This window comes from Micromonospora sp. WMMD714, assembly GCF_029581315.1.
GTDB classification, from domain to species: domain Bacteria; phylum Actinomycetota; class Actinomycetes; order Mycobacteriales; family Micromonosporaceae; genus Micromonospora; species Micromonospora rifamycinica.
The window spans coordinates 25954-45765 of record NZ_CP120744.1 but is presented as its reverse complement, the minus strand read 5'-3'; the positions used below and the strand labels follow the sequence as shown (position 1 = coordinate 45765).

14 protein-coding genes and 1 pseudogene are annotated in these 19812 nt (G+C 71.7%); 14 read left to right on the top strand and 1 reads right to left on the bottom strand.

Annotated elements, in window-relative coordinates:
* Window positions 1-115 precede the first annotated feature (115 nt).
* From ppdK to O7625_RS00155, 6 genes and pseudogenes are all read left to right on the top strand, one after another.
* Window positions 116-2848 (top strand): pyruvate, phosphate dikinase, encoded by a 2733-nt coding sequence (ppdK, locus tag O7625_RS00180; protein WP_282343434.1) that lies wholly within the window; start codon window positions 116-118, stop codon window positions 2846-2848.
* Between the two features lie 195 nt (window positions 2849-3043).
* The gene (locus O7625_RS00175; protein ID WP_282343432.1) at window positions 3044-4525 is read left to right on the top strand and encodes a deoxyguanosinetriphosphate triphosphohydrolase family protein; all 1482 of its coding nucleotides are present in this window, start codon (window positions 3044-3046) and stop codon (window positions 4523-4525) included.
* Window positions 4526-4807: 282 nt separating this feature from the next.
* On the top strand, window positions 4808-5641 hold the full coding sequence (locus O7625_RS00170) for a siderophore-interacting protein (RefSeq protein WP_282343430.1): 834 nt from the start codon (window positions 4808-4810) through the stop codon (window positions 5639-5641).
* 71 nt (window positions 5642-5712) lie between these two features.
* Window positions 5713-7356 carry a BCCT family transporter gene (locus O7625_RS00165; RefSeq protein ID WP_282343429.1) on the top strand — a complete coding sequence of 548 codons (1644 nt, stop codon included), beginning with the start codon at window positions 5713-5715 and terminating at the stop codon, window positions 7354-7356.
* A 92-nt stretch (window positions 7357-7448) separates the two neighbouring features.
* Window positions 7449-9332 (top strand): DNA primase, encoded by a 1884-nt coding sequence (gene dnaG / locus O7625_RS00160; protein ID WP_282343427.1) that lies wholly within the window; start codon window positions 7449-7451, stop codon window positions 9330-9332.
* Between the two features lie 317 nt (window positions 9333-9649).
* A pseudogene (locus O7625_RS00155) lies at window positions 9650-10081 on the top strand (hypothetical protein); the annotation flags it as partial.
* A 222-nt stretch (window positions 10082-10303) separates the two neighbouring features.
* Here O7625_RS00155 and O7625_RS00150 read toward each other — a convergent pair.
* Entirely contained in the window at window positions 10304-10528 is a 225-nt protein-coding gene (locus tag O7625_RS00150; RefSeq protein ID WP_282343425.1) for a flavin reductase, read from the bottom strand.
* A 316-nt stretch (window positions 10529-10844) separates the two neighbouring features.
* Between O7625_RS00150 and O7625_RS00145 the strand changes: the two genes are divergently transcribed.
* From O7625_RS00145 to O7625_RS00110, 8 genes are all read left to right on the top strand, one after another.
* The gene (locus tag O7625_RS00145; protein WP_282343423.1) at window positions 10845-11633 is read left to right on the top strand and encodes a helix-turn-helix transcriptional regulator; all 789 of its coding nucleotides are present in this window, start codon (window positions 10845-10847) and stop codon (window positions 11631-11633) included.
* Window positions 11624-11812, top strand: a complete 189-nt coding sequence (locus tag O7625_RS00140) for a DUF397 domain-containing protein (RefSeq protein WP_282343422.1) — start codon at window positions 11624-11626, stop codon at window positions 11810-11812. The genes O7625_RS00145 and O7625_RS00140 overlap by 10 nt, the downstream gene beginning before the upstream one ends.
* A gap of 173 nt (window positions 11813-11985) precedes the next feature.
* Window positions 11986-13095: a YihY/virulence factor BrkB family protein gene (locus tag O7625_RS00135; RefSeq protein WP_282343420.1), complete on the top strand. Its 1110-nt coding sequence runs from the start codon at window positions 11986-11988 to the stop codon at window positions 13093-13095.
* Between the two features lie 328 nt (window positions 13096-13423).
* On the top strand, window positions 13424-14602 hold the full coding sequence (locus tag O7625_RS00130; protein WP_282343417.1) for an ROK family transcriptional regulator: 1179 nt from the start codon (window positions 13424-13426) through the stop codon (window positions 14600-14602).
* Window positions 14599-16185 carry a sugar ABC transporter ATP-binding protein gene (locus O7625_RS00125; protein ID WP_282343414.1) on the top strand — a complete coding sequence of 529 codons (1587 nt, stop codon included), beginning with the start codon at window positions 14599-14601 and terminating at the stop codon, window positions 16183-16185. The genes O7625_RS00130 and O7625_RS00125 overlap by 4 nt, the downstream gene beginning before the upstream one ends.
* Before the next feature lie 31 nt (window positions 16186-16216).
* A complete protein-coding gene (locus tag O7625_RS00120; protein WP_067312940.1) occupies window positions 16217-17335 on the top strand; it encodes an ABC transporter permease in 1119 nt (372 codons plus the stop codon).
* 125 nt (window positions 17336-17460) lie between these two features.
* Window positions 17461-18516, top strand: coding sequence for a substrate-binding domain-containing protein (locus O7625_RS00115; RefSeq protein WP_089004177.1), 1056 nt, complete (start codon window positions 17461-17463; stop codon window positions 18514-18516).
* A gap of 20 nt (window positions 18517-18536) precedes the next feature.
* Window positions 18537-19745, top strand: a complete 1209-nt coding sequence (locus O7625_RS00110) for a Gfo/Idh/MocA family oxidoreductase (RefSeq protein WP_282343409.1) — start codon at window positions 18537-18539, stop codon at window positions 19743-19745.
* Window positions 19746-19812: the final 67 nt, after the last annotated feature.

Sequence of the window (19812 nt, the reverse complement as noted above, 5' to 3'; positions counted from 1 at the left end):
CTTAACCTTCGCCCACCGATCGCTGACCAGGCCGGATGGCCGCAGGTTGGCCCCGGGGTAGGTCAGAACTGAACCTTCGTTAAGTGTCAATTCCGGCGCGCGTGGGAGGCTTCTGGTGACAGTGCAGGAGAAGGCTGGCGACAAGTACGTCTACGACTTCGCCGAGGGCAACAAGGAACTCAAGGACCTGCTCGGCGGCAAGGGGGCCAACCTCGCCGAGATGACCAACCTGGGCCTGCCGGTGCCGCCCGGCTTCACCATCACCACCGAGGCCTGCCAGGCGTACCTGGCGACCGGGCGGGAGCCGGACGGGCTGGCCGGGCAGATCGAGACCCACCTGGAGGCGCTGGAACGGGGGATGGGGCGGCGGCTCGGCGACCCGCAGGACCCGCTGCTCGTCTCGGTACGCTCCGGCGCCAGGTTCTCCATGCCCGGCATGATGGAGACCGTCCTCAACGTCGGCCTCAACGACCGCAGCGTCGAGGGGCTCGCCCGGCAGGCGAGCAGCGCCGACCCGGACTCCTCCGGCAGCGCCGACCGGTTCGCCTGGGACTCCTACCGCCGGCTGATCCAGATGTTCGGCAAGACCGTCTGCGAGGTGCCGGGCGAGCAGTTCGAGCACGCCCTCGACGAGGCCAAGCGCGCCAAGGGCACCCACGACGACCTCGACCTCGACGCCGACGACCTGCGCGGGCTGGTCGAGACGTACAAGAAGATCTTCGCCGAGCACACCGGGCGGGAGTTCCCGCAGGAGCCGCGCGAACAGCTCGACCTGGCCATCCGGGCGGTCTTCGCGTCGTGGAACGCGGAGCGGGCGGTCCTCTACCGCCGCCAGGAACGCATCCCCGCCGACCTGGGCACCGCCGTCAACGTGGTGGCGATGGTCTTCGGCAACCTCGGCCCCGACTCCGGCACCGGGGTCGCCTTCACCCGCGACCCGGGCAGCGGCGCGCAGGGCATCTACGGCGACTACCTGGCCAACGCCCAGGGGGAGGACGTCGTCGCCGGCATCCGCAACACCGTGCCGTTGCAGGAGCTGGAACGGCTCGACCCGAAGTCCTACCGCGAACTGCTCGACATCATGGCCCGGCTGGAGGGGCACTACCGGGACCTCTGCGACATCGAGTTCACCATCGAGCGGGGCAAGCTGTGGATGCTCCAGACCCGGGTGGGCAAGCGCACCGCCGCCGCCGCGTTCGTCATCGCCGGCCAGCTCGTCGACGAAGGCCTGATCGACCTGGACGAGGCGCTGCACCGGGTCAACGGGGCACAGCTCGCCCAGCTCATGTTCCCCCGCTTCCAGCTCGACCACGAGTTCGAGGCGGTCGCCCGGGGCATCGGGGCCTCCCCGGGGGCCGCGTCCGGCGCGGTGGTCTTCACCTCGGCCCGCGCGGTCGAGCTGGCCGCCGAGGGGAAGTCGGTGATCCTGGTCCGCCGGGAGACCAACCCCGACGACCTCAACGGCATGATCGCCGCCCAGGGCATCCTCACCTCGCGCGGCGGCAAGACCAGCCACGCCGCCGTGGTGGCCCGGGGGATGGGCAAGACCTGCGTCTCCGGGGCCGACGGGCTCGAGGTCGACGTGCCGGCCAGGCGGTTCACCGTCGGCGGGCACACCGTCGTCGAGGGGGACGTCGTCTCCATCGACGGCACCACCGGCAGGGTCTACCTGGGCGAGGTGCCGGTCACGCCGTCCGAGGTGGTGCAGTACTTCGAGGGCAGCCTCGACCCGGAGCGGACCGACGACGCGCTCGTCCGGGCCGTACACCGGATCATGACGCACGCCGACACGCGACGGCGGCTGGCCGTGCGGACGAACGCCGACACCGGGGCGGACGCGGCGCGTGCCCGGCGCTTCGGCGCCGAGGGCATCGGCCTGTGCCGCACCGAGCACATGTTCCTCGGTGACCGGCGGGAACTGGTCGAGCGGCTGATCCTCGCCGCCACCGACGCCGACCGCACCGCCGCCCTCGCCGCTCTGCTGCCCCTGCAGCGCCGGGACTTCGTGGAGATCTTCCGCGAGATGGCCGGGCTGCCGGTCACCGTCCGGCTGATCGACCCGCCGCTGCACGAGTTCCTGCCCCCGCTGGAGCAGCTCGCGGTCAACGTCGCGGTCGCCCAGGAACGCGGCGAGGACGTCGCCAAGGAGGAGGCGCTGCTCGCCGCCGTCCGACGGATGCACGAGGAGAACCCGATGCTCGGCCTGCGCGGCGTGCGCCTCGGCCTGGTCATCCCCGGCCTGTTCGCGATGCAGGTCCGGGCCATCGCCGAGGCCGCCGTCGCGGTCACCCGCGACGGCGGCACCGCCTGTCCGGAGATCATGGTCCCGCTGGTCGGCGCGGTCCAGGAGCTGGAGACGGTACGCGCCGAAGCCGAGAAGATCATCGCCGAGGTGGTCGGGGACAGCGGGGTCGAGGTGCTGATCGGCACCATGATCGAGGTGCCCCGGGCGGCGCTGACCGCCGGCCAGATCGCCGAGGCGGCGCAGTTCTTCTCCTTCGGCACCAACGACCTCACCCAGATGGGCTGGGGCTTCTCCCGGGACGACGTCGAGGGCGCGTTCTTCTGGCGCTACCTGGAACTGGGCATCTTCGGCATCTCCCCGTTCGAGTCGATCGACCGCGACGGCGTGGGCCGGCTGGTCCGGATCGCCGCCGAGGAGGGCCGGGCCGCCCGCCCCGGGCTGAAGCTCGGCGTCTGCGGCGAACAGGGCGGCGACCCCGACTCGGTGCACTTCTTCCACGAGGTGGGGCTGGACTACGTCTCCTGCTCGCCGTTCCGGGTGCCGGTCGCCCGGCTGGAGGCCGGCCGGGCCGCCATCGAGACCACCGGCTCCGACAGCCGCTGACCGCCCGCGACGCCCACCGGCCGCTTGTCGGTGGGCGTCGCGCGTCCGGTGCCCGGCTGCCTGGCGTCTGGCTGTCCGGCGCCCGGCTGTCCGGCGCTGCTGGGCGTCCGCGTCCCGATCCCCGGGCTGTCCGGGCGCAGCGCGGCGTAACCTGGGTGCCCACGACCACGGGGTACGACCGGGAAGGGTGGCCGGATGGTGGAGTTTCCCGCCGCACCAGCCGCCGGGCAGGCGTCCGACGCGCAGGGGTTCGACGCCCAGGCGTTCGACGCGCAGGGCTTCGATGCTCAGCGGTGGGCCGAGGAGCCGCCGAAGGACACCGGCCACGGCCGGTCGCCGTACGAGCGGGACCGGGCCCGGGTGCTGCACTCGGCGGCCTTCCGCCGGCTCGCCGCGAAGACCCAGGTGCACGTCGCCGGGACCGACGACTTTCTGCGTACCCGGCTGACCCACTCGCTGGAGGTGGCCCAGATCGCCCGGGAGATGGGTGCCCGGCTCGGCTGCGACCCCGACCTGGTGGACACCGCCGGGCTGGCCCACGACCTCGGGCACCCGCCGTTCGGGCACAACGGGGAGGACACCCTCGACGGGCTCGCCGCGTCCTGCGGCGGCTTCGAGGGCAACGCGCAGACCCTGCGGGTGCTCACCCGGCTGGAGGCCAAGGTGCTCGCCCCGGACGGCCGCCCCGCCGGGCTGAACCTCACCCGGGCCGCGCTCGACGCGGTCAGCAAGTACCCCTGGCCCCGCCGCCCCGGGCTGCGCAAGTTCGGCGTGTACGGCGACGACCGCCCGGTCTTCGACTGGCTGCGCGCCGGCACCCCCGCCACCGCCACCCGACCCCCTGCCGCCCGGCCCCCTGCCGCGCTCCCCGGCACCGGCCTGCCCGCTGCTGGCGTGTCCGTTGCCGGAGTGCCTGACGGCGATGTGCCCGGCATTGGTGTGCCTGGTGCTGGCCTGTCCGGTGTGGTGGGGGCCGGCGGCGATCAGGCCGGCGTCGACCCGTTCGACGGTGCCCGTCGCTGCCTCGAGGCGCAGGTGATGGACTGGGCCGACGACGTGGCGTACTCGGTGCATGATGTCGAGGACGGCATCCACGGCGGCTACGTCTCGCTGCGCCCCCTCCTGCACGACCCCGACGAGCGCGCCGCGCTCTGCGCCGACGTGGCCGCCGTCTACTCGGGGGAGTCCCCGGACGACCTCGGCGAGGTGCTGGTCGAGCTGCTCGCCGATCCGGCGCTCACCCCGCTGGCCGGGTACGACGGCAGTCACCGGGCGCAGGTCGCCCTCAAGGCCACGACCAGCGTCCTCACCGGCCGGTTCGTGGCGACCGTCGTCGGGGCCACCCGGGAGCGCTTCGGCCCCGGCCCCCACCACCGGTACGCCGCCGACCTGGTGGTGCCGCGCCGGATCAGGGCGCAGTGCGCGCTGCTCAAGGGCATCGCCTGGCGGTACGTCATGTGCCGCCCCGACGCCCGCGCCCGCTACCTGCGACAACGCGAGGTGATCACCGAACTGGTCACCGCGCTCACCGACCGCGCCCCGGACGCCCTCGACCCGGTCTTCGCCCCGCTGTGGCGGCAGGCCGCAGACGACGGTGCCCGCCTGCGCGTGGTCATCGACCAGGTCGCCTCCCTCACCGACCCCGCCGCCCTGACCTGGCACACCCGCCTCACCTGAACACCCTCCACCCGCCCCCCAACCCACCCCCCGCCTTGTCGCCTCGTCCCGCCTACTCGCCTCGGTCCACCCGCCCCGCCTGCTCGTCCCGCCCGCCCGCTCGTCTCGCCCCGGTGATCAAGAGATTTGCGTCAGGTGATCAAGAGGTCTGCGTCAAAGTTGATCACTAATGTGACGCAAACCTCTTGATCACGGGGGCCTGGGTGGGTGCGGCGGCGTGGGGGAGAGGGGTGGGGGGAGGGGTGGAGGGAGGAGTAGGGGAGTTAGGGTAGCCTTAGTTTTATGGCGGAGCGCTCCAAGATGGTTACTGCGGCACGGGTGGTGCGGACCGGACGGCCCACCCCGCACCTGGTCCGGCTCGTTCTCGGTGGGGAGGAGTTGGCCGGGCTGCCGGTGGGGGAGTTCACCGACCACTACGTCAAGCTGGTCTTCCCGCCCGAGGGGGTGGAGCTGCCGAGGCCGCTGGACCTGACGGCGGTCAAGCGGGAGCTGCCCCGGGAGCAGTGGCCCAGGCTGCGGGCGTACACGGTGCGGGCCTGGGATGCGGCGGCCGGTGAGCTGACCATCGACGTGGTACACCACGGGGACGAGGGGTTGGCCGGGCCGTGGGCGGCGCGGCTGCGTCCCGGCGACGAGGTGCTGTTCGTCGGCCCGGGTGGGGCGTACGCGCCGGACCCGACGGCCGACTGGCACCTGCTGGTGGGCGACGAGAGCGCCCTGCCGGCGATCGGTGCCGCGCTGGAGCGGCTGCCCGAGGGCGCCCCGGCGGTCGTCCTGGTCGAGGTCGCCGACCCGGCCGACGAGCAGGTGTTGCCCAGCCCCGGCGCGGTGGCGTTGACCTGGCTGCACCGGGCCGGCCGGCCGGTCGGCGAGGCCCTGGTCGCGGCCGTCCGGGAGCTGGAGTTCCCGCCCGGTCGGGTGCACGCCTTCGTGCACGGCGAGGCCACCTTCGTCAAGGAGCTGCGCCGGCTGCTGCGGGTCGAGCGGGGGGTGCCCCGGGAGGCGCTGTCGATCTCCGGCTACTGGCGGCAGGGCCTGGACGACGAGGGCTGGCGCTCCACCAAGCCGGACTGGAACCGGCAGGTCGAGGCCGAGGAGGCCGCCGCCGTCGGCTGAGCATCATCCACGGATCCGGAGATTGGGCGGAATCACCTGCTGCCGGGGTCACCGGCCGGGACGATACGACCATGGCTGAACGTGTGCGGGACGTCGGTACGCGAGCGGGCGGCAGGCCCGACCCGGTGGTGCTCGCCCTGGGCGTCGGCGGGGTGCTGGCGGTCGTGCTCTGGGGGGTGTCCGCGCGCGGTTCGCTGGCCAGCTTCGGCGAGTCCGGGTTGGCCTGGGTGATCGGCACCTTCGGCTGGTTCTTCGTCGTCGCGGCGGATGCCTTCCTGGTGCTCGCGGTGGTCATCGCGGCCTCCCGGTACGGCCGGATCCGGCTGGGCGCCGACGAGGACCAGCCGGAGTTCAACACGGTGGCCTGGATCGCCATGATGTTCAGCGCGGGGATGGGCATCGGGCTGGTCTTCTTCGCGGTGGCCGAGCCGATCCAGCACTACGCCACGCCGCCGCCGGCCACCGGGGTCGCGGCACAGACCCCGGCTGCCGGGGCGGCGGCCATGCAGTACACGCTGTTCCACTGGACGCTGCACCCGTGGGGGATCTACGCCGTCACCGCGCTCGCGCTGGCGTACTCGACGTTCCGCCGGGGGCGGGACAACCGGATCTCAGCCGCGTTCCGTCCGCTGCTCGGCGCGCGGGCCGACGGGGTGCCCGGGAAGGCCGTCGACCTGCTCGCCGTCTTCGCCACGGTCTTCGGTTCGGCCACCAGCCTCGGGCTCGGCGCGCTCCAGGTGGCCGCCGGTCTGGACCTGGTGGCCGGGGTGCCGGACACCCGGGCGGTGGAGCTGACCGTGATCGGCGCGCTCACCCTGGCCTTCGTGGTCTCGGCCTTCTCTGGCCTGCACCGGGGGGTCAAGTGGCTGTCCACCACCAACGTCCTGCTGGCCGTACTACTGATGATCTTCGTGTTCGTGGTGGGGCCGACGATCTACACGCTGGAGGTGCTGCCCGCGTCGATCGGTGACTACCTCAGCAGCCTGGTGTTCATGTCCACCCGTACCGGCGCGTTCTCCGACCCGGCGTGGCTCGGGTCCTGGACGATCTTCTACTGGGCCTGGTGGATCTCCTGGGCACCGTTCGTCGGCACCTTCATCGCGCGGATCTCGCGCGGACGGACCGTGCGCCAGTTCCTGGTCGGGGTACTGCTGGTGCCCAGCGGGGCCAGCGCGATCTGGTTCGCGATCATGGGCGGCAGCGCCCTGCGTACCCAGGCCAGCGGCACCCGCGATCTGGTGGCGGACGTCGGGGCGGGCAGCGAGCAGGCGCTGTTCGGGCTGCTGGACGCGCTCCCGCTGGGGACCGTCACCAGCGTGCTGGCCATGCTGCTCATCGCGCTCTACTTCGTGACCAGCGCCGACTCGGCGTCGCTGGTGCTGGGGTCGCTCACCTCGGGCGGTGCGCTGCGTCCGCACCGCGTACTCGTGGTGCTCTGGGGGGTCCTGATCGGCGCGGTCGCCGCCGCGCTGCTGCTCGCCGGCGGCCTGGCCGCCCTGCAACAGGCGACCATCATGGTGGCGCTGCCGTTCGTGGTGGTGATGCTGGGGCTCGCCGTGGCGCTCCTGCGCGACATGGCCCGGGATCCGGCGGTCGACCCGCACCCGGACCGGGGCCGTCGGTCCGGCCTGGCCGCCGCGGTACGGGCCGCCCGGTCGTACGACGAGGAGAACCCGCCGCCGGTCACCCACTGGCTGCACCGGCGTCCCCGCTGACCCGGCGTTGCCGCTGAGCCGGGCGTTCGTCACCCGCCCGTCCCCCGCCCGACGGATCGTCGGTCCGGCAGGGCAGGATGTAGCCCGAGGAGGTGGCGTCGGTGGCTGGCCGGATCCGGGACGAGGACATCGCGTTGGTCCGCGAGCGCACCTCCATCGCCGAGGTCATCTCGGACACGGTGACCCTCAAGTCGGCCGGCGGCGGAAACCTCAAGGGCCTCTGCCCGTTCCACGACGAGAAGAGCCCGTCGTTCAACGTCTCGCCGGCCCGCAATGTCTTCTACTGCTTCGGCTGCGGGGTCGGCGGCGACGCGATCAAGTTCCTGATGGACGCCGAGCACCTCAGCTTCATCGAGTCCGTCGAGCGGCTCGCCGACCGGGCCGGCATCCAGCTCCGTTACGTCGAGGGCGACCAGGCCGCCCCCCGGTCCCGCCCGCAGCAGGGGCAGAAGCAGCGGCTGGTCGCGGCGCACGCCGCCGCCGTGGAGTTCTACCAGTCGCAGCTCAGCACGGCCGGCGCCCGTCCGGCCCGGGAGTTCCTGGCCCGTCGCGGCTTCGACCGGGCCGCCGCGCAGCGGTACGGCTGCGGCTTCGCCCCGGACGCCTGGGACCTGCTCACCAAGCACCTGCGTCAACAGGGGTTCACCCACGACGAGCTGGTCACCGGCGGGCTGTCCCGCCCGTCCCGCTCGGGCACCCTGATCGACCGGTTCCGTCGCCGGCTGATGTGGCCGATCCGGGACATCGCCGGTGACGTGATCGGGTTCGGGGCGCGGAAACTCTTCGACGACGACGACGGCCCGAAGTACCTGAACACCCCCGAGACGCCGATCTACAAGAAGTCGCACGTCCTCTACGGCATCGACCAGGCCAAGCGGGAGATCGCCAAGCAGGGCCGGGTGGTCGTCGTCGAGGGGTACACCGACGTGATGGCCTGCCACCTGGCCGGGGTGCCCACGGCGGTGGCGACCTGCGGCACCGCCTTCGGCGCGGACCACATCGGCGTACTGCGCCGGCTGCTGCTCGACACCGACGCGGTGGCCGGTGAGGTCATCTTCACCTTCGACGGGGACGCCGCCGGCCAGAAGGCCGCGCTCCGCGCCTTCGAGGACGACCAGCGCTTCGTCGGGCGTACCTTCATCGCGGTCAGCCCGGACAACATGGACCCGTGCGACCTGCGGTTGGCAAAGGGTGACCTGGCGATCCGCGACCTGGTGGCCCGCCGGGAGCCGCTCGTCGACTTCGCCCTCCGACACGTGATCAACCGCTACGACCTGGACACGGTGGACGGCCGGGTGGAGGCGATGCGCCGGGCCGCCCCGCTGGTCGCCAAGATCAAAGACCGGGAGAAGCGCCCCGAGTACGTCCGCAAGCTCGCCGGTGACCTCGGTATGGAGATCGAGCCGGTGCAGCGGGCCGTGCTGGCCGCCGCCCACGCCCCGGGCGAGCGGGAGGCCGCCGAGCCGCCCCGGGGCCGGACCCGTCCGGCCGCGCCGGCCGTGGACAGCCCGGAGTCGATGGTCGAGCGGGAGGCGCTGAAGCTCGCCCTCCAGGAGCCGGTCCTCGCCGGGCCGATGTTCGACGCGGTCGAGGCCGCCGAGTACCGGCACCCCGTGCACGTGGCGGTCCGTACCGCGATCACGACGGCCGGCGGGGTGGCGGCGGCGGGCGGCGGCGCGGTGTGGATCGAGGCGGTCCGGGACGCCTGCGGGGATCTCGCCGCCCAGGCGCTGGTCAGCGAGCTGGCCGTGGAGCCGCTGCGGATCGACGGCGAACCCGACCCGAGGTACGTCTCCAGCACCCTCGCCCAGTTGCAGTGGGGCTCGGTGACCGCCCGGATCCGGGACCTCAAATCCAAGATCCAGCGGATCAACCCGGTCAACCAGAAGGACGAGTACTTCGCCCTCTTCGGGGAACTGCTCTCGCTGGAACAGCACGCGCGGGCACTGCGCGAGCAGGCCGCAGGAGGACTCTGATGGGACTGTTCGGCCGCAAACCCAAGCTGCCGGCCGCCGCCCGCCCCGCGCTGGCCGCCGGTGAACGGGTGCTCGCCTGGGCCGCCGTCACCGGAAACAGCGGAAGCACCGCCGCCCCGGGTGACGATGCCACGGCCCCGGCCACCACCGGTTCCGGTGTCGGCGTATCGGCCGTCACCGGTGACGGTGCCGCCGCCCCGGCCGCCCCGGGTGCCGGTGCTGCCGCCCCGGGTGCCGGTGCTGCCGCCCCGGCGAACACCGGTGCCGCCGCCCCGGCCGCCGAAGGTGCCGCTGCGCCGGTCACTTCCGGTTCCGGTGGCGGGGTGCTGGTGGCGACCAACCTCGGGCTCTGGCTGCCCGGCCGGGAGGACCGGCTGGGCTGGCACGACATCCTCAAGGCCGTCTGGTCCGGGCGCGAGCTGACCGTCACGGTGGCGGAGACGGTCGCCGAGCGGGACGGCTACCAGGTGGTCGCCGACCGCCCCGCCGGGACGTACCTGCTGCTCGATCCGGGGGACCTGCCGCACCAGGTGCGTGCCAGGGTGACCCGCTCGGTGGCGTACACCCAGCAGCACCCGGTGCCCGGCGGCTCGGGCCGGATCGCGGCCCGGCGGGTGGCCGGGGTGGACGGTCTGACCTGGACGGTCCGCTACGACCCCGGCACCCCGATCGACGCCGACGAGGTGCGCGACGAGACCGATCAGCTCGTCGCCGCCGCCCGCGCCGCCACCGCCCCCGCTGACCTCTGACCCACCCGCCCGACGCCCGGTCCCCAGGTGGTGCCCTGCCTGCCGGCGACCCGGTGGTGCCGGAGCGAGGAGGCCACCGCCGAGCGGTCACCGGCTACCCGCCGATTGTCGGCCACCAGACCATTGTCGGCCACCACATGGTGGTGACCTTGCGACAACGTGGATCTTGGAGGGAAATGGCCCCTATGGGGGCCAGAATCTTCCAAGATCTATCCGCTCAGGTCATCGGGCTCGGGCCCACGTCAGGATGCGTTCGGTGAGGCCCTGCGGTGTCTCCCCGTCGTGCAGGGTGGCGAGGTCGCTCATCGCCTCGCACAGCAGGGTGCCGAGGTAGACCAGCAGGGCGGTCCGGTCCTCGCGGTACTCCCCGAGCAGCGCCAGCCGGGCGGGGGAACACGGCCAGGCGGCCCCGCACACCCGGCAACGCCAGGAAGGTCGGGCGGCCACGTGCGGACGGTAGCGGGGCATCACCGCAGCCCCGACCCGTCGTACCCTGGTCCGTCGTGTCTGCACGGCCAGAGTGGTAGTCGCATGGTCGAGCCTCCGTCCACGGTGGAGGGGAGCGTCCGCCGGCGCCGGCACCGGCGGACGCTCCCGGCCTGGTTCCGCCCGCCGTCTGATCCCGGGAGCGGTCCCGCTGGGTGACAGTCTGTCGATGTTGCGGCTACGGTGAGGGTTCCGACCCTTCGACGGCCGGGACGTGGGACGGTCGGTTTCAGCAGGTACGAGGATGTATGGAGGCTGTCCGTTGGAGCGCTCGTCGATGCTGGACCACTTCGCGGAGGAGTTACGGCTCGTGCGGGCCACCCACGGCATGACCCAGGCGGCGCTGGCTGAGGCGCTGAGCTATTCGGGCGCGCTGGTCGCCAAGGTGGAAACCTGCGAGCGTCGGCCGAGCCTGGACTTCGCCCGCCGGTGCGACACGGTGTTCACCACCGACGGCCGGTTCGAGCGCATCCAGAAACGGATCAGCCGGGAAACCGTGGTGCCGTGGTTCCGCGACTGGGCCGGCATCGAGCAGGAAGCCACCGCGTTGCGCACATTCGAGCCGCTCTGTGTACCCGGTCTGTTGCAGACTGGAGGCTATGCTCACGCGCTACTGTCCGGCGGTGGGCTGTTCGCCACTGACGAGATCGAACATCAGGTGACTGCCCGCTTGGATCGCCAAGCGATACTCCACCGTGATCGGCCACCTCTAATCACTGCCGTAATCGATGAGCATGCGCTTCGTCGCTGCGTTGGCGGGCCGGAGATCATGCGTGAGCAATTGCTGCACCTGGTGAAGGTGGGATCCGCGTTGTCCCGGGTGCGGATCCAGGTGGTGCCGATGACCGCCGGGGCCTACGTTGGCCTCGGTGGACCCTTCGTGCTTGCTTCGTCACTACACGTAGAGGATCTCGTGTACCTTGCCGGACAGCGCCACGGGCAGGTGATCGACCGGGCCGACTACGTGCGGCAGATGGTCGAGGTATGGGAATCGATCCGTGGTGAGGCACTATCGCAGCAGCAGTCCCTCGAACTGATGGTGGAAGTGGCAGAAGCATGGACCTGAGTAACGCCCAGTGGCGCAAGAGCACCCGTAGCGGCCCCGACGGAGGAAACTGCGTCGAGGTGGCGGAAAGCATCTCTGGCGTGTTGGTACGGGATTCCAAGGACCCGGATGGGCCGGTGCTGGCCTTCGATCCGCACGTCTGGCTTGCATTCATCGGTGGGATGGCCGGGAGGGCTTAGCGCCCCTTTCCGAGACTCGTGGCCCCAGTCCCGGGTCGATGATCACTTCGGCGTAGCGGCATGCCGACGGTCGGGAGGCACCGATTGGCACTCCTGGTGCCAGTCCGGGGTTAGTCGGCGGGGTCGGCGGGGCATGTCGGAGGGTGACATCCACAGATCCCTGAGGAGGGGCGATGGCCTCCGACGAGACCCACGCCGACCGCGACGACGCGGGCACCGTGCCCGCAGCCCGGTCCGGCCGGGACCGGTCCGGTGACCGGCGGGACGTGGATGGGCGGTCCGCCGACCGGCGGGACGCGGACCTCCGTACCCGGCCGGTCGGTCCCGACGACGGCCCGGACAGCCCCTCCGACCTGCATCGGGCGGACTGGAAGGCGGCGCTCAAGCGCACCGGTCGGGAGTTCCAGGAGGACAGCCTGACCGACTGGGCCGCCGCGCTGACCTACTACGGGGTGTTGTCGATCTTCCCCGGGATGCTGGTGCTGATCTCGATCCTCGGCCTGCTCGGCGAGCGGGCCACCAGCGGGGTGCGGGACACGGTCGGCCAGGTGGTGCCGGAGGAGAACATCCGGACCATCATCGAGACCGCTATCGACCAGGCCGGTCAGTCCGGTGGGCTGGCCAGCATCGCTGCGATCGTCGGTCTGGTCGCCGCCTTCTGGTCGGCCTCCGGCTACGTGGGCGCGTTCATGCGTGCCTCGAACAGCATCTACGACGTGCCGGAGGGGCGGCCGGTGTGGAAGACGCTGCCGATCCGGCTCGGGGTGACCGCCCTGGTCGGGGTGCTGCTGCTCGCGGCCGCGGTGATCGTGGTCTTCACCGGCGGGCTGGCCGAGCAGGCGGGCAGCGCCATCGGGCTCGGCTCCACGGCGGTGACGGTGTGGAACATCGTCAAGTGGCCGGTGCTGCTGGTGCTGGTCAGCCTGATGTTCGCCATCCTCTACTGGGCCTCGCCGAACGCCCGGCACGGTGGTTTCCGCTGGGTCAGCCCGGGTGGCGTGCTGGCGGTGCTGCTCTGGCTGCTCGTCTCCGGCCTCTTCGCCGCGTACGTGAGCAACTTCGGGTCGTACAACAAGACCTACGGCGCGCTGGCGGGCGTGATCATCTTCTTGATCTGGCTCTGGCTGAGCAACATCGCCATCCTGCTCGGTGCCGAGTTCGACGCCGAGCTGGAGCGGGGCCGGGCCATCGCCGCCGGTCACGACCCCGACGAGGAGCCGTACGTGGAGCTGCGGGACGACCGCAAGTTGCGCAAGAAGCACAACGCCGCCCCCGGCCGCTGACACCGCAGACCTCCCGCACACCCTCCGCCCCGCCGCGCTCCCTGCGGCGGGGCGGCTGTTTGCCGAGGTGCGGCCTGCTCTGGTAGGGGTTTCGCCCCCGTCGCCGGCCCGGTGTGTGAGGGTCACCACCGGGGCGGTAGCAGGTCGTTGCGGGTGATTCTCGTTCTGTCAACCTTTTCTTGATCCACTATTAGCTTTTGTTCGTTCGGACAAAAGTTGCCATCGGAACGACTGAAGGTATGGACACGTGCCTCGGAAGTCTCTTACTGTGTCGACCACAACACAACGGCGTGACGTGAATGTGAACCCTGAGGCGGAGGTGAGTCCCGTGCGGACGGCAGATCCCCTGCACGTGCAGCTCTTGCGGCTGCTCCGTGACGAGGGGCCCGCGTCCCGGGCCGAGTTGGGCGATCGGTTGCAGATGCCCCGCCCCCGGCTCCTCGCCGAGCTGGAACGCCTGGTCGGGCTCGGCCTGGTGGCCGAAGCCGGACTGGCCGCCTCCCGTGGCGGACGCCGGTCCACCCTCGTCGAGTTGAACCCCGACCTCCGGTTCGCCGCCGTCGACATGGGCGCCAGCTCGATCGACGTCGAGGTGGTCAACGGGCGGCTGGAGCCGGTCGCCGCGTACGCCGAGGCCGCCGACATCCGCTCCGGCCCGAAGGTCATCCTGCACCGGGTCAACGAGCTGCTGCACAAGGCCCGGGTGGACGGGGCGTACGAGCGGCTCAACGGGGTGGGCGTCGGCGTACCCGGGCCGGTGAGCTTCCGCGACGGGCTGCCGGTGTCGCCGCCGATCATGCCCGGGTGGGACCGCTACCCGGTGCGCGAACTGCTCAGCCGGGAGCACGGCTGCCCGGCGGTGGTCGACAACGACGTCAACATCATGGCGATCGGTGAGCGGCACGGGGGGGTGGCGCACTCGGTCGACGACTTCCTCTTCGTCAAGATCGGCACCGGAATAGGGTGCGGGATCTACCTCAGCGGCGAGGTCTACCGGGGCACCGACGGCTGCGCCGGGGACATCGGGCACATCCAGGCCGACGCCGGGGGGCCGACCTGCTCCTGCGGCAACGCCGGGTGCCTGGAGGCCGTGTTCAGCGGCGCGGCCCTGGCCCGGGAGGCCGGCGTCGCCGCCCGTACCGGCAGCTCGCCGGCGCTGGCCGAGCGGCTCGCCGAGCGGGGCGCGGTGTCCGCCCGCGACGTGGCCGAGGCGGCGATCGAGGGCGACGTGGTCTGCATCCAGCTCATCCGCGACGGGGGTCGCCGGGTCGGGCAGGTGCTGGCCGGGCTGGTCAGCTTCACCAACCCGTCGATGATCGTCATCGGCGGCGGGCTGGCCCATCTCGGGCACATCCTGCTCGCCGAGATCCGCAGTGTGGTCTACCGCCGGTCCCTACCGCTGGCCACCGGCAACCTACCGGTCGTCCTGTCCGAGCTGGGACCGCGCGCCGGTGTCGCCGGTGCGGCCGTCCTCGCCAGCGACGTCGCCTTCGGGGAGGCATCATGAGCACCGAATCGACTGCCGCGGGGGACAAGGCCCCGCTGGTCGAGGCACCCGCCGACACCGTCGCCGGTGAGGTGGTGCTCCGGCTGACCGACGTGGTCAAGACCTTCCCCGGGGTGCGTGCCCTGGACGGCGTGCAGCTCGAGGTGCGCGCCGGTGAGGTGCACTGCCTGCTCGGGCAGAACGGCGCCGGCAAGTCCACCCTGATCAAGGTGCTCGCCGGGGTGCACCGGCCGGACTCCGGGCAGGTGGAGTGGCGCGGCGAGCCGGCGCACTTCACCAACCCGCAGGCCGCCATGCGCGCCGGCATCGCCACGATCTACCAGGAACTCGACCTGGTGGACGACCTGTCGGTGGCCGAGAACGCCTTCCTCGGCCACGAGCCGAAGGTCGCCGGGTTCGTCCGGCGCGGGCTGATGGCCCGGCGTACCCGGGAGATCCTGAGCCGGCTCGGCCACGGTGAGATCCCGCCGGGCCGGATGGTCCGCGCGCTGCCGGCGGCCGGCAAGCAGGTGGTCAGCATGGCCCGCGCGCTCTCCCACGAGGCCCGGCTGATCATCATGGACGAGCCGAGCGCGGTGCTGGCCCACGACGAGGTGGACAACCTCTTCCGGATCATCCGGGAACTCACCGCCCAGGGCATCGCGGTCATCTACATCTCGCACCGGATGGAGGAGATCCGCGAGATCGGCGACCGGGTCACCGTACTCAAGGACGGCCGGACCACCGCGGCGAACCTGCCGGCCCGGGACACCCCGACCCGCGACCTGGTCGCCCGGATGACCGGCCGGAACATCGAGTACGTCTTCCCGGACCGCCCGACCGCGCCGACCGCCGGCGACGAGCTGCTGCGGGTCGAGGGGCTGAGCCGGGCCGGTGAGTTCGCCGACGTGTCGCTCAGCGTCCGCCCGGGTGAGATCGTCGGCATCGCCGGTCTGGTCGGCTCCGGCCGCTCGGAACTGCTGGAGACGATCTACGGGGCCCGCCGCGCCGAGTCCGGCACCGTCCGGATGGCCGGCAGGGCACTGCGTCCGGGCAGCGTCGGCGCGGCCGTCCGGGCCGGCATGGGGATGGCGCCGGAGGAGCGCAAGAGCCAGGCGCTGCTGCTCGGCGAGCCGATCCACCGCAATGTCACCCTGGCCACCTTCACCCGGTACGCCCGCCTCGGCTTCACCAACGCCGGGCGGGAGCGCAAGGAGGCGGAGCGGATCGCCGACGACCTCCAGCTGCGGCCCAACGACGTGCGCCGGGCGGTACGCACCCTGTCCGGCGGCAACCAGCAGAAGGTGGTGGTCGGGCGCTGGCTGCTCGGCGACACCCGGCTGCTGCTGCTCGACGAGCCGACCCGGGGGGTGGACGTGGGCGCCCGTGCCGAGCTGTACCGGGTGATCCGCGGGCTGGCCGCCAAGGGGGTCGGCGTGCTGCTGGTCTCCAGCGAGGTGCCCGAGGTGCTCGGTCTGGCCGACCGGGTGCTGGTGATGCGCGAGGGCCGGATGGTGCGCGAGGCGCCCGCCGGCGAACTGGACGAGAACACCGTGCTCGACCTCGTGATGGCGGGGTCTCTGATGGAAGGCGCGCCGGCATGAGCGAGCGCAGTGAGCATAACGAGGTGACCGCATGAGTGAGTCGACCGGTACCGCGACGCCGGACCGGCCGGCGGACCTGCCGGCCCAGTCCCCGCCGGTCGATCCGGCGGTGACCGAGTCGATCAAGGAGAAGCCCAGGACGGGAGGGTTGTCCTTCTGGGCCGGCGACGGGGGTGAGGGGGCGAAGCGCAACCTCGGCCTGATCGGGGTGCTGGTGGTGCTGGTCGTGATCGGCGCCGCCACCCGCTGGGACCTCTACTCCAACCCGGACTGGGTGTGGGGCAACACGCTGACCATCCTCAAGCTCGCCTCGGTGGTCGGGGTGGTCACCGTCGGGATGACCTTCGTGATCATCGGCGGCGGCATCGACCTGTCGGTCGGCGCGATCGTCGCCCTCGCCGGGGTGTGGGCGACCACGGTCGCCACCCAGAGCTACGGCGCGGGCGGCATGATCTTCACGGCGATCGTGGTCGGTGTGGCGGTCGGCCTGGTCAACGGCATTCTCATCTCGTACGGCCGGCTGGTGGCGTTCATCGCCACGCTGGCCATGATGGTCGCCGCCCGGGGTCTGGCCGCCCAGATCTCCGGCAAGCAGACCCAGGTGTCGAGCAACTCCTTCATCAACGGTATCGCCAGCACCGACCTGCTCGGCATCCCGCTGCTGGTCTACATCCTGGCCGCCGTGGTCGCCGCCGGGTGGGTGCTGCTCAACCGCACCACCTTCGGCCGGCGTACGGTCGCCGTCGGCGGCAACCCGGAGGCGGCCCGGCTCGCCGGCATCAACGTCCGGCGGCACACCCTGCTGCTCTACGCGCTCTCCGGCCTCTGCTGCGGCATCGCCGCGATCATGCTGACCGCACAGGCCAACTCCGCCCAGGCGGCCATGGCCAACCTGTACGAGCTGGACGCGATCGCCGCGGCCATCATCGGCGGCACGCTGCTCAGCGGCGGCCGGGGCACCATCGTCGGCTCCCTGCTCGGGGTGCTGATCTTCTCCACCATCACCAACCTCTTCGCCATCAACGGCCTCTCCACGGAGGCGCAGAACATGGTCAAGGGCGGCATCATCGTCGGCGCCGTCCTGATCCAGCAGGTGCAGTTCCGCAGCGTCAGCCAGTTCTTCAGCCGTAACAAGATCACCACTGCCTGACCCGGACGCGTCGCCCCACCGGGCGCGTCCCGCCCCTCCGCAACACCGCATTCCGGCGGCCGCCGACGGTGGCCGGGATCAGTACGCCCCTTTCACCCCACCATCCGTCATTTCAGGAGGTCGTCATGACCCACCCCCGTGACCTGTCCCGTCGCCGGTTGCTCTTCGGCGGCGCGGCGGTCGGCGCCGGTGTGCTCCTCGCCGGCTGCACCAGCAACGAGTCCGCCCCGACCGCGGCGCAGACCAAGGCGGCCGACAACGCGCAGAGCGGCAACAGCGCCCCCGGCAAGAAGGTCACCATCGGCTTCTCCGCGCCGGCCGCCGACCACGGCTGGATCGCCGCCATCACCAACAACGCCAAGGCGCAGGCCGGCGCGTACTCGGACGTGGACTTCAAGACCGTCGAGGCCGGCGCGGACGCGGCGGCCCAGCGGGCCGCGCTGTCCACCCTGGTCGCCCAGAAGCCGGACGTCATCGTGGTGCTGCCGCACGACGGCAAGGAACTCAACGCCTTCGGCCTGGAGGCGATGAAGGCCGGCATCCCGGTGGTCAACCTGGACCGGGCCTTCCCCGACGCGCTGGCCTACCGGCTGCAGATCATGGGCGACAACTACGGCATGGGCGTGGCCGCCGCGAACTTCATCGTGGCGCAGCTCAAGGCCAAGGGCGTCAGCAACCCGGTCATCGGTGAGATCCCCGGCATCGACTCGCTGGAGCTGACCCAGCAGCGCTCCAAGGGCTTCGCCGACACCCTCGCCACGGCCGGCTTCAAGGTGGCCAACCGGCGCCCGGCGGAGTTCACCGCCGACTCCGGCCAGCAGGCCGCCACCGGCCTGTTCCAGGCGCTGCCGAAGATCGACGCGGTCTGGAACCACGACGACGACCAGGGCATCGGTGTCCTGGCCGCGGTCAACCAGGCCAACCGCAAGGAGTTCTTCATGGTCGGCGGCGCCGGCTCGAAGAAGGCCATGGAGGACATCCAGGCCGACAACACGGTGCTGAAGGCGACCGTGACCTACAGCCCGTCGATGGCCTCCTCGGCCATCTCCCTGGCCCGCCTGATCGGCCAGGGCAAGGGTATGTCCGACCTGGTGGAACTCCAGGTGCCCAAGGAGATCGTGCTCGCCTCGGAGACGATCACCAAGGAGAACGCGAGCAACTACCTCAAGCTCGGGTTCTGATACACGGGGGGAGACCCACCTTGTCCACTCACCACAGCGAACTCCGGGTCGGCATGATCGGATACTCGTTCATGGGCGCCGCGCACTCACAGGCGTGGCGCACCGTGAACCGGGTGTACGAGCTGCCCGCCCGGGTGCGAATGGCGCAGATCTGCGGCCGGGACGCCGCGAAGGTCGCCGAGGCAGCCGACCGGCTGGGCTGGGACACGCACACCACAGACTGGCGTGCCCTGGTCGCCTCGGACGACATCGACGTGGTCGACATCTGCACACCAGGTGACAGCCACGCCGAGATCGCCCTCGCTGCGCTCGCCGCCGGCAAGCACGTGATCTGCGAGAAGCCGCTGGCCAACACGGTGGCCGAGGCGCGGGCGATGACCGCCGCCGCGGCCACCGCCGGTGCCGCCGGGGTCCGGTCCATGTGCGGGTTCAACTACCGCCGGGTGCCCGCCGTCGCCCTGATGCGGCAGCTCGTCGCCGAGGGGCGGCTCGGGACGATCCGCCACGTCCGGGCGACGTACCTCCAGGACTGGATCGTCGATCCGCAGTTCCCGCTGGTCTGGAGGTTGCAGAAGGACAAGGCGGGCTCCGGTGCCCTCGGTGACATCGGGGCGCACATCATCGACCTGACCCAGTACGTGACCGGGCAACTGGTCACCGGGGTCAGCGCGGTGACCGAGACGTTCGTCAAGGAGCGCCCGTTGCCGGGTGCGTCGAGCGGCCTGGCCGCGCAGGTCGACGGCAGTGCGGCGGAGACCGGCACGGTCACCGTCGACGACGCCGCGATCTTCGTGGCCCGGCTCGACGACGGCGCGTTGGCCACGTACGAGGCGACCCGGTTCGCCACCGGCCGCAAGAACGCCCTCCGGGTGGAGATCAACGGTTCGCTCGGCTCGGTGGTGTTCGACCTGGAACGCCTCAACGAGCTGGAGTTCTACGACGCCTCCCGGCCGGCGACCGAGCAGGGATTCACCCGGATCCTGGTCACCGAGGCGGAGCACCCGTACATGTCGGCGTGGTGGCCGCCGGGCCACATCATCGGCTACGAGCACTCCTTCACGCACGAGATGCGCGATTTCGTCGAGGCGGTCGCCAACGGCGTCGACCCCACCCCGTCGTTCGCCGACGCGTTGCAGGTCCAGCTGGTGCTGGACGCGGTGACCCGCTCGGCGGAGGCCGGTTCACAGTGGACCGACGTCGAGCCGGCACTGGCCGCGCTCGCCGTCTGACCAGCCACCTCCGCCGTCGACCGGCGAGGGACCGGCCGCGGTTGCGCCCCGCGGCCGGGCCGGGGTC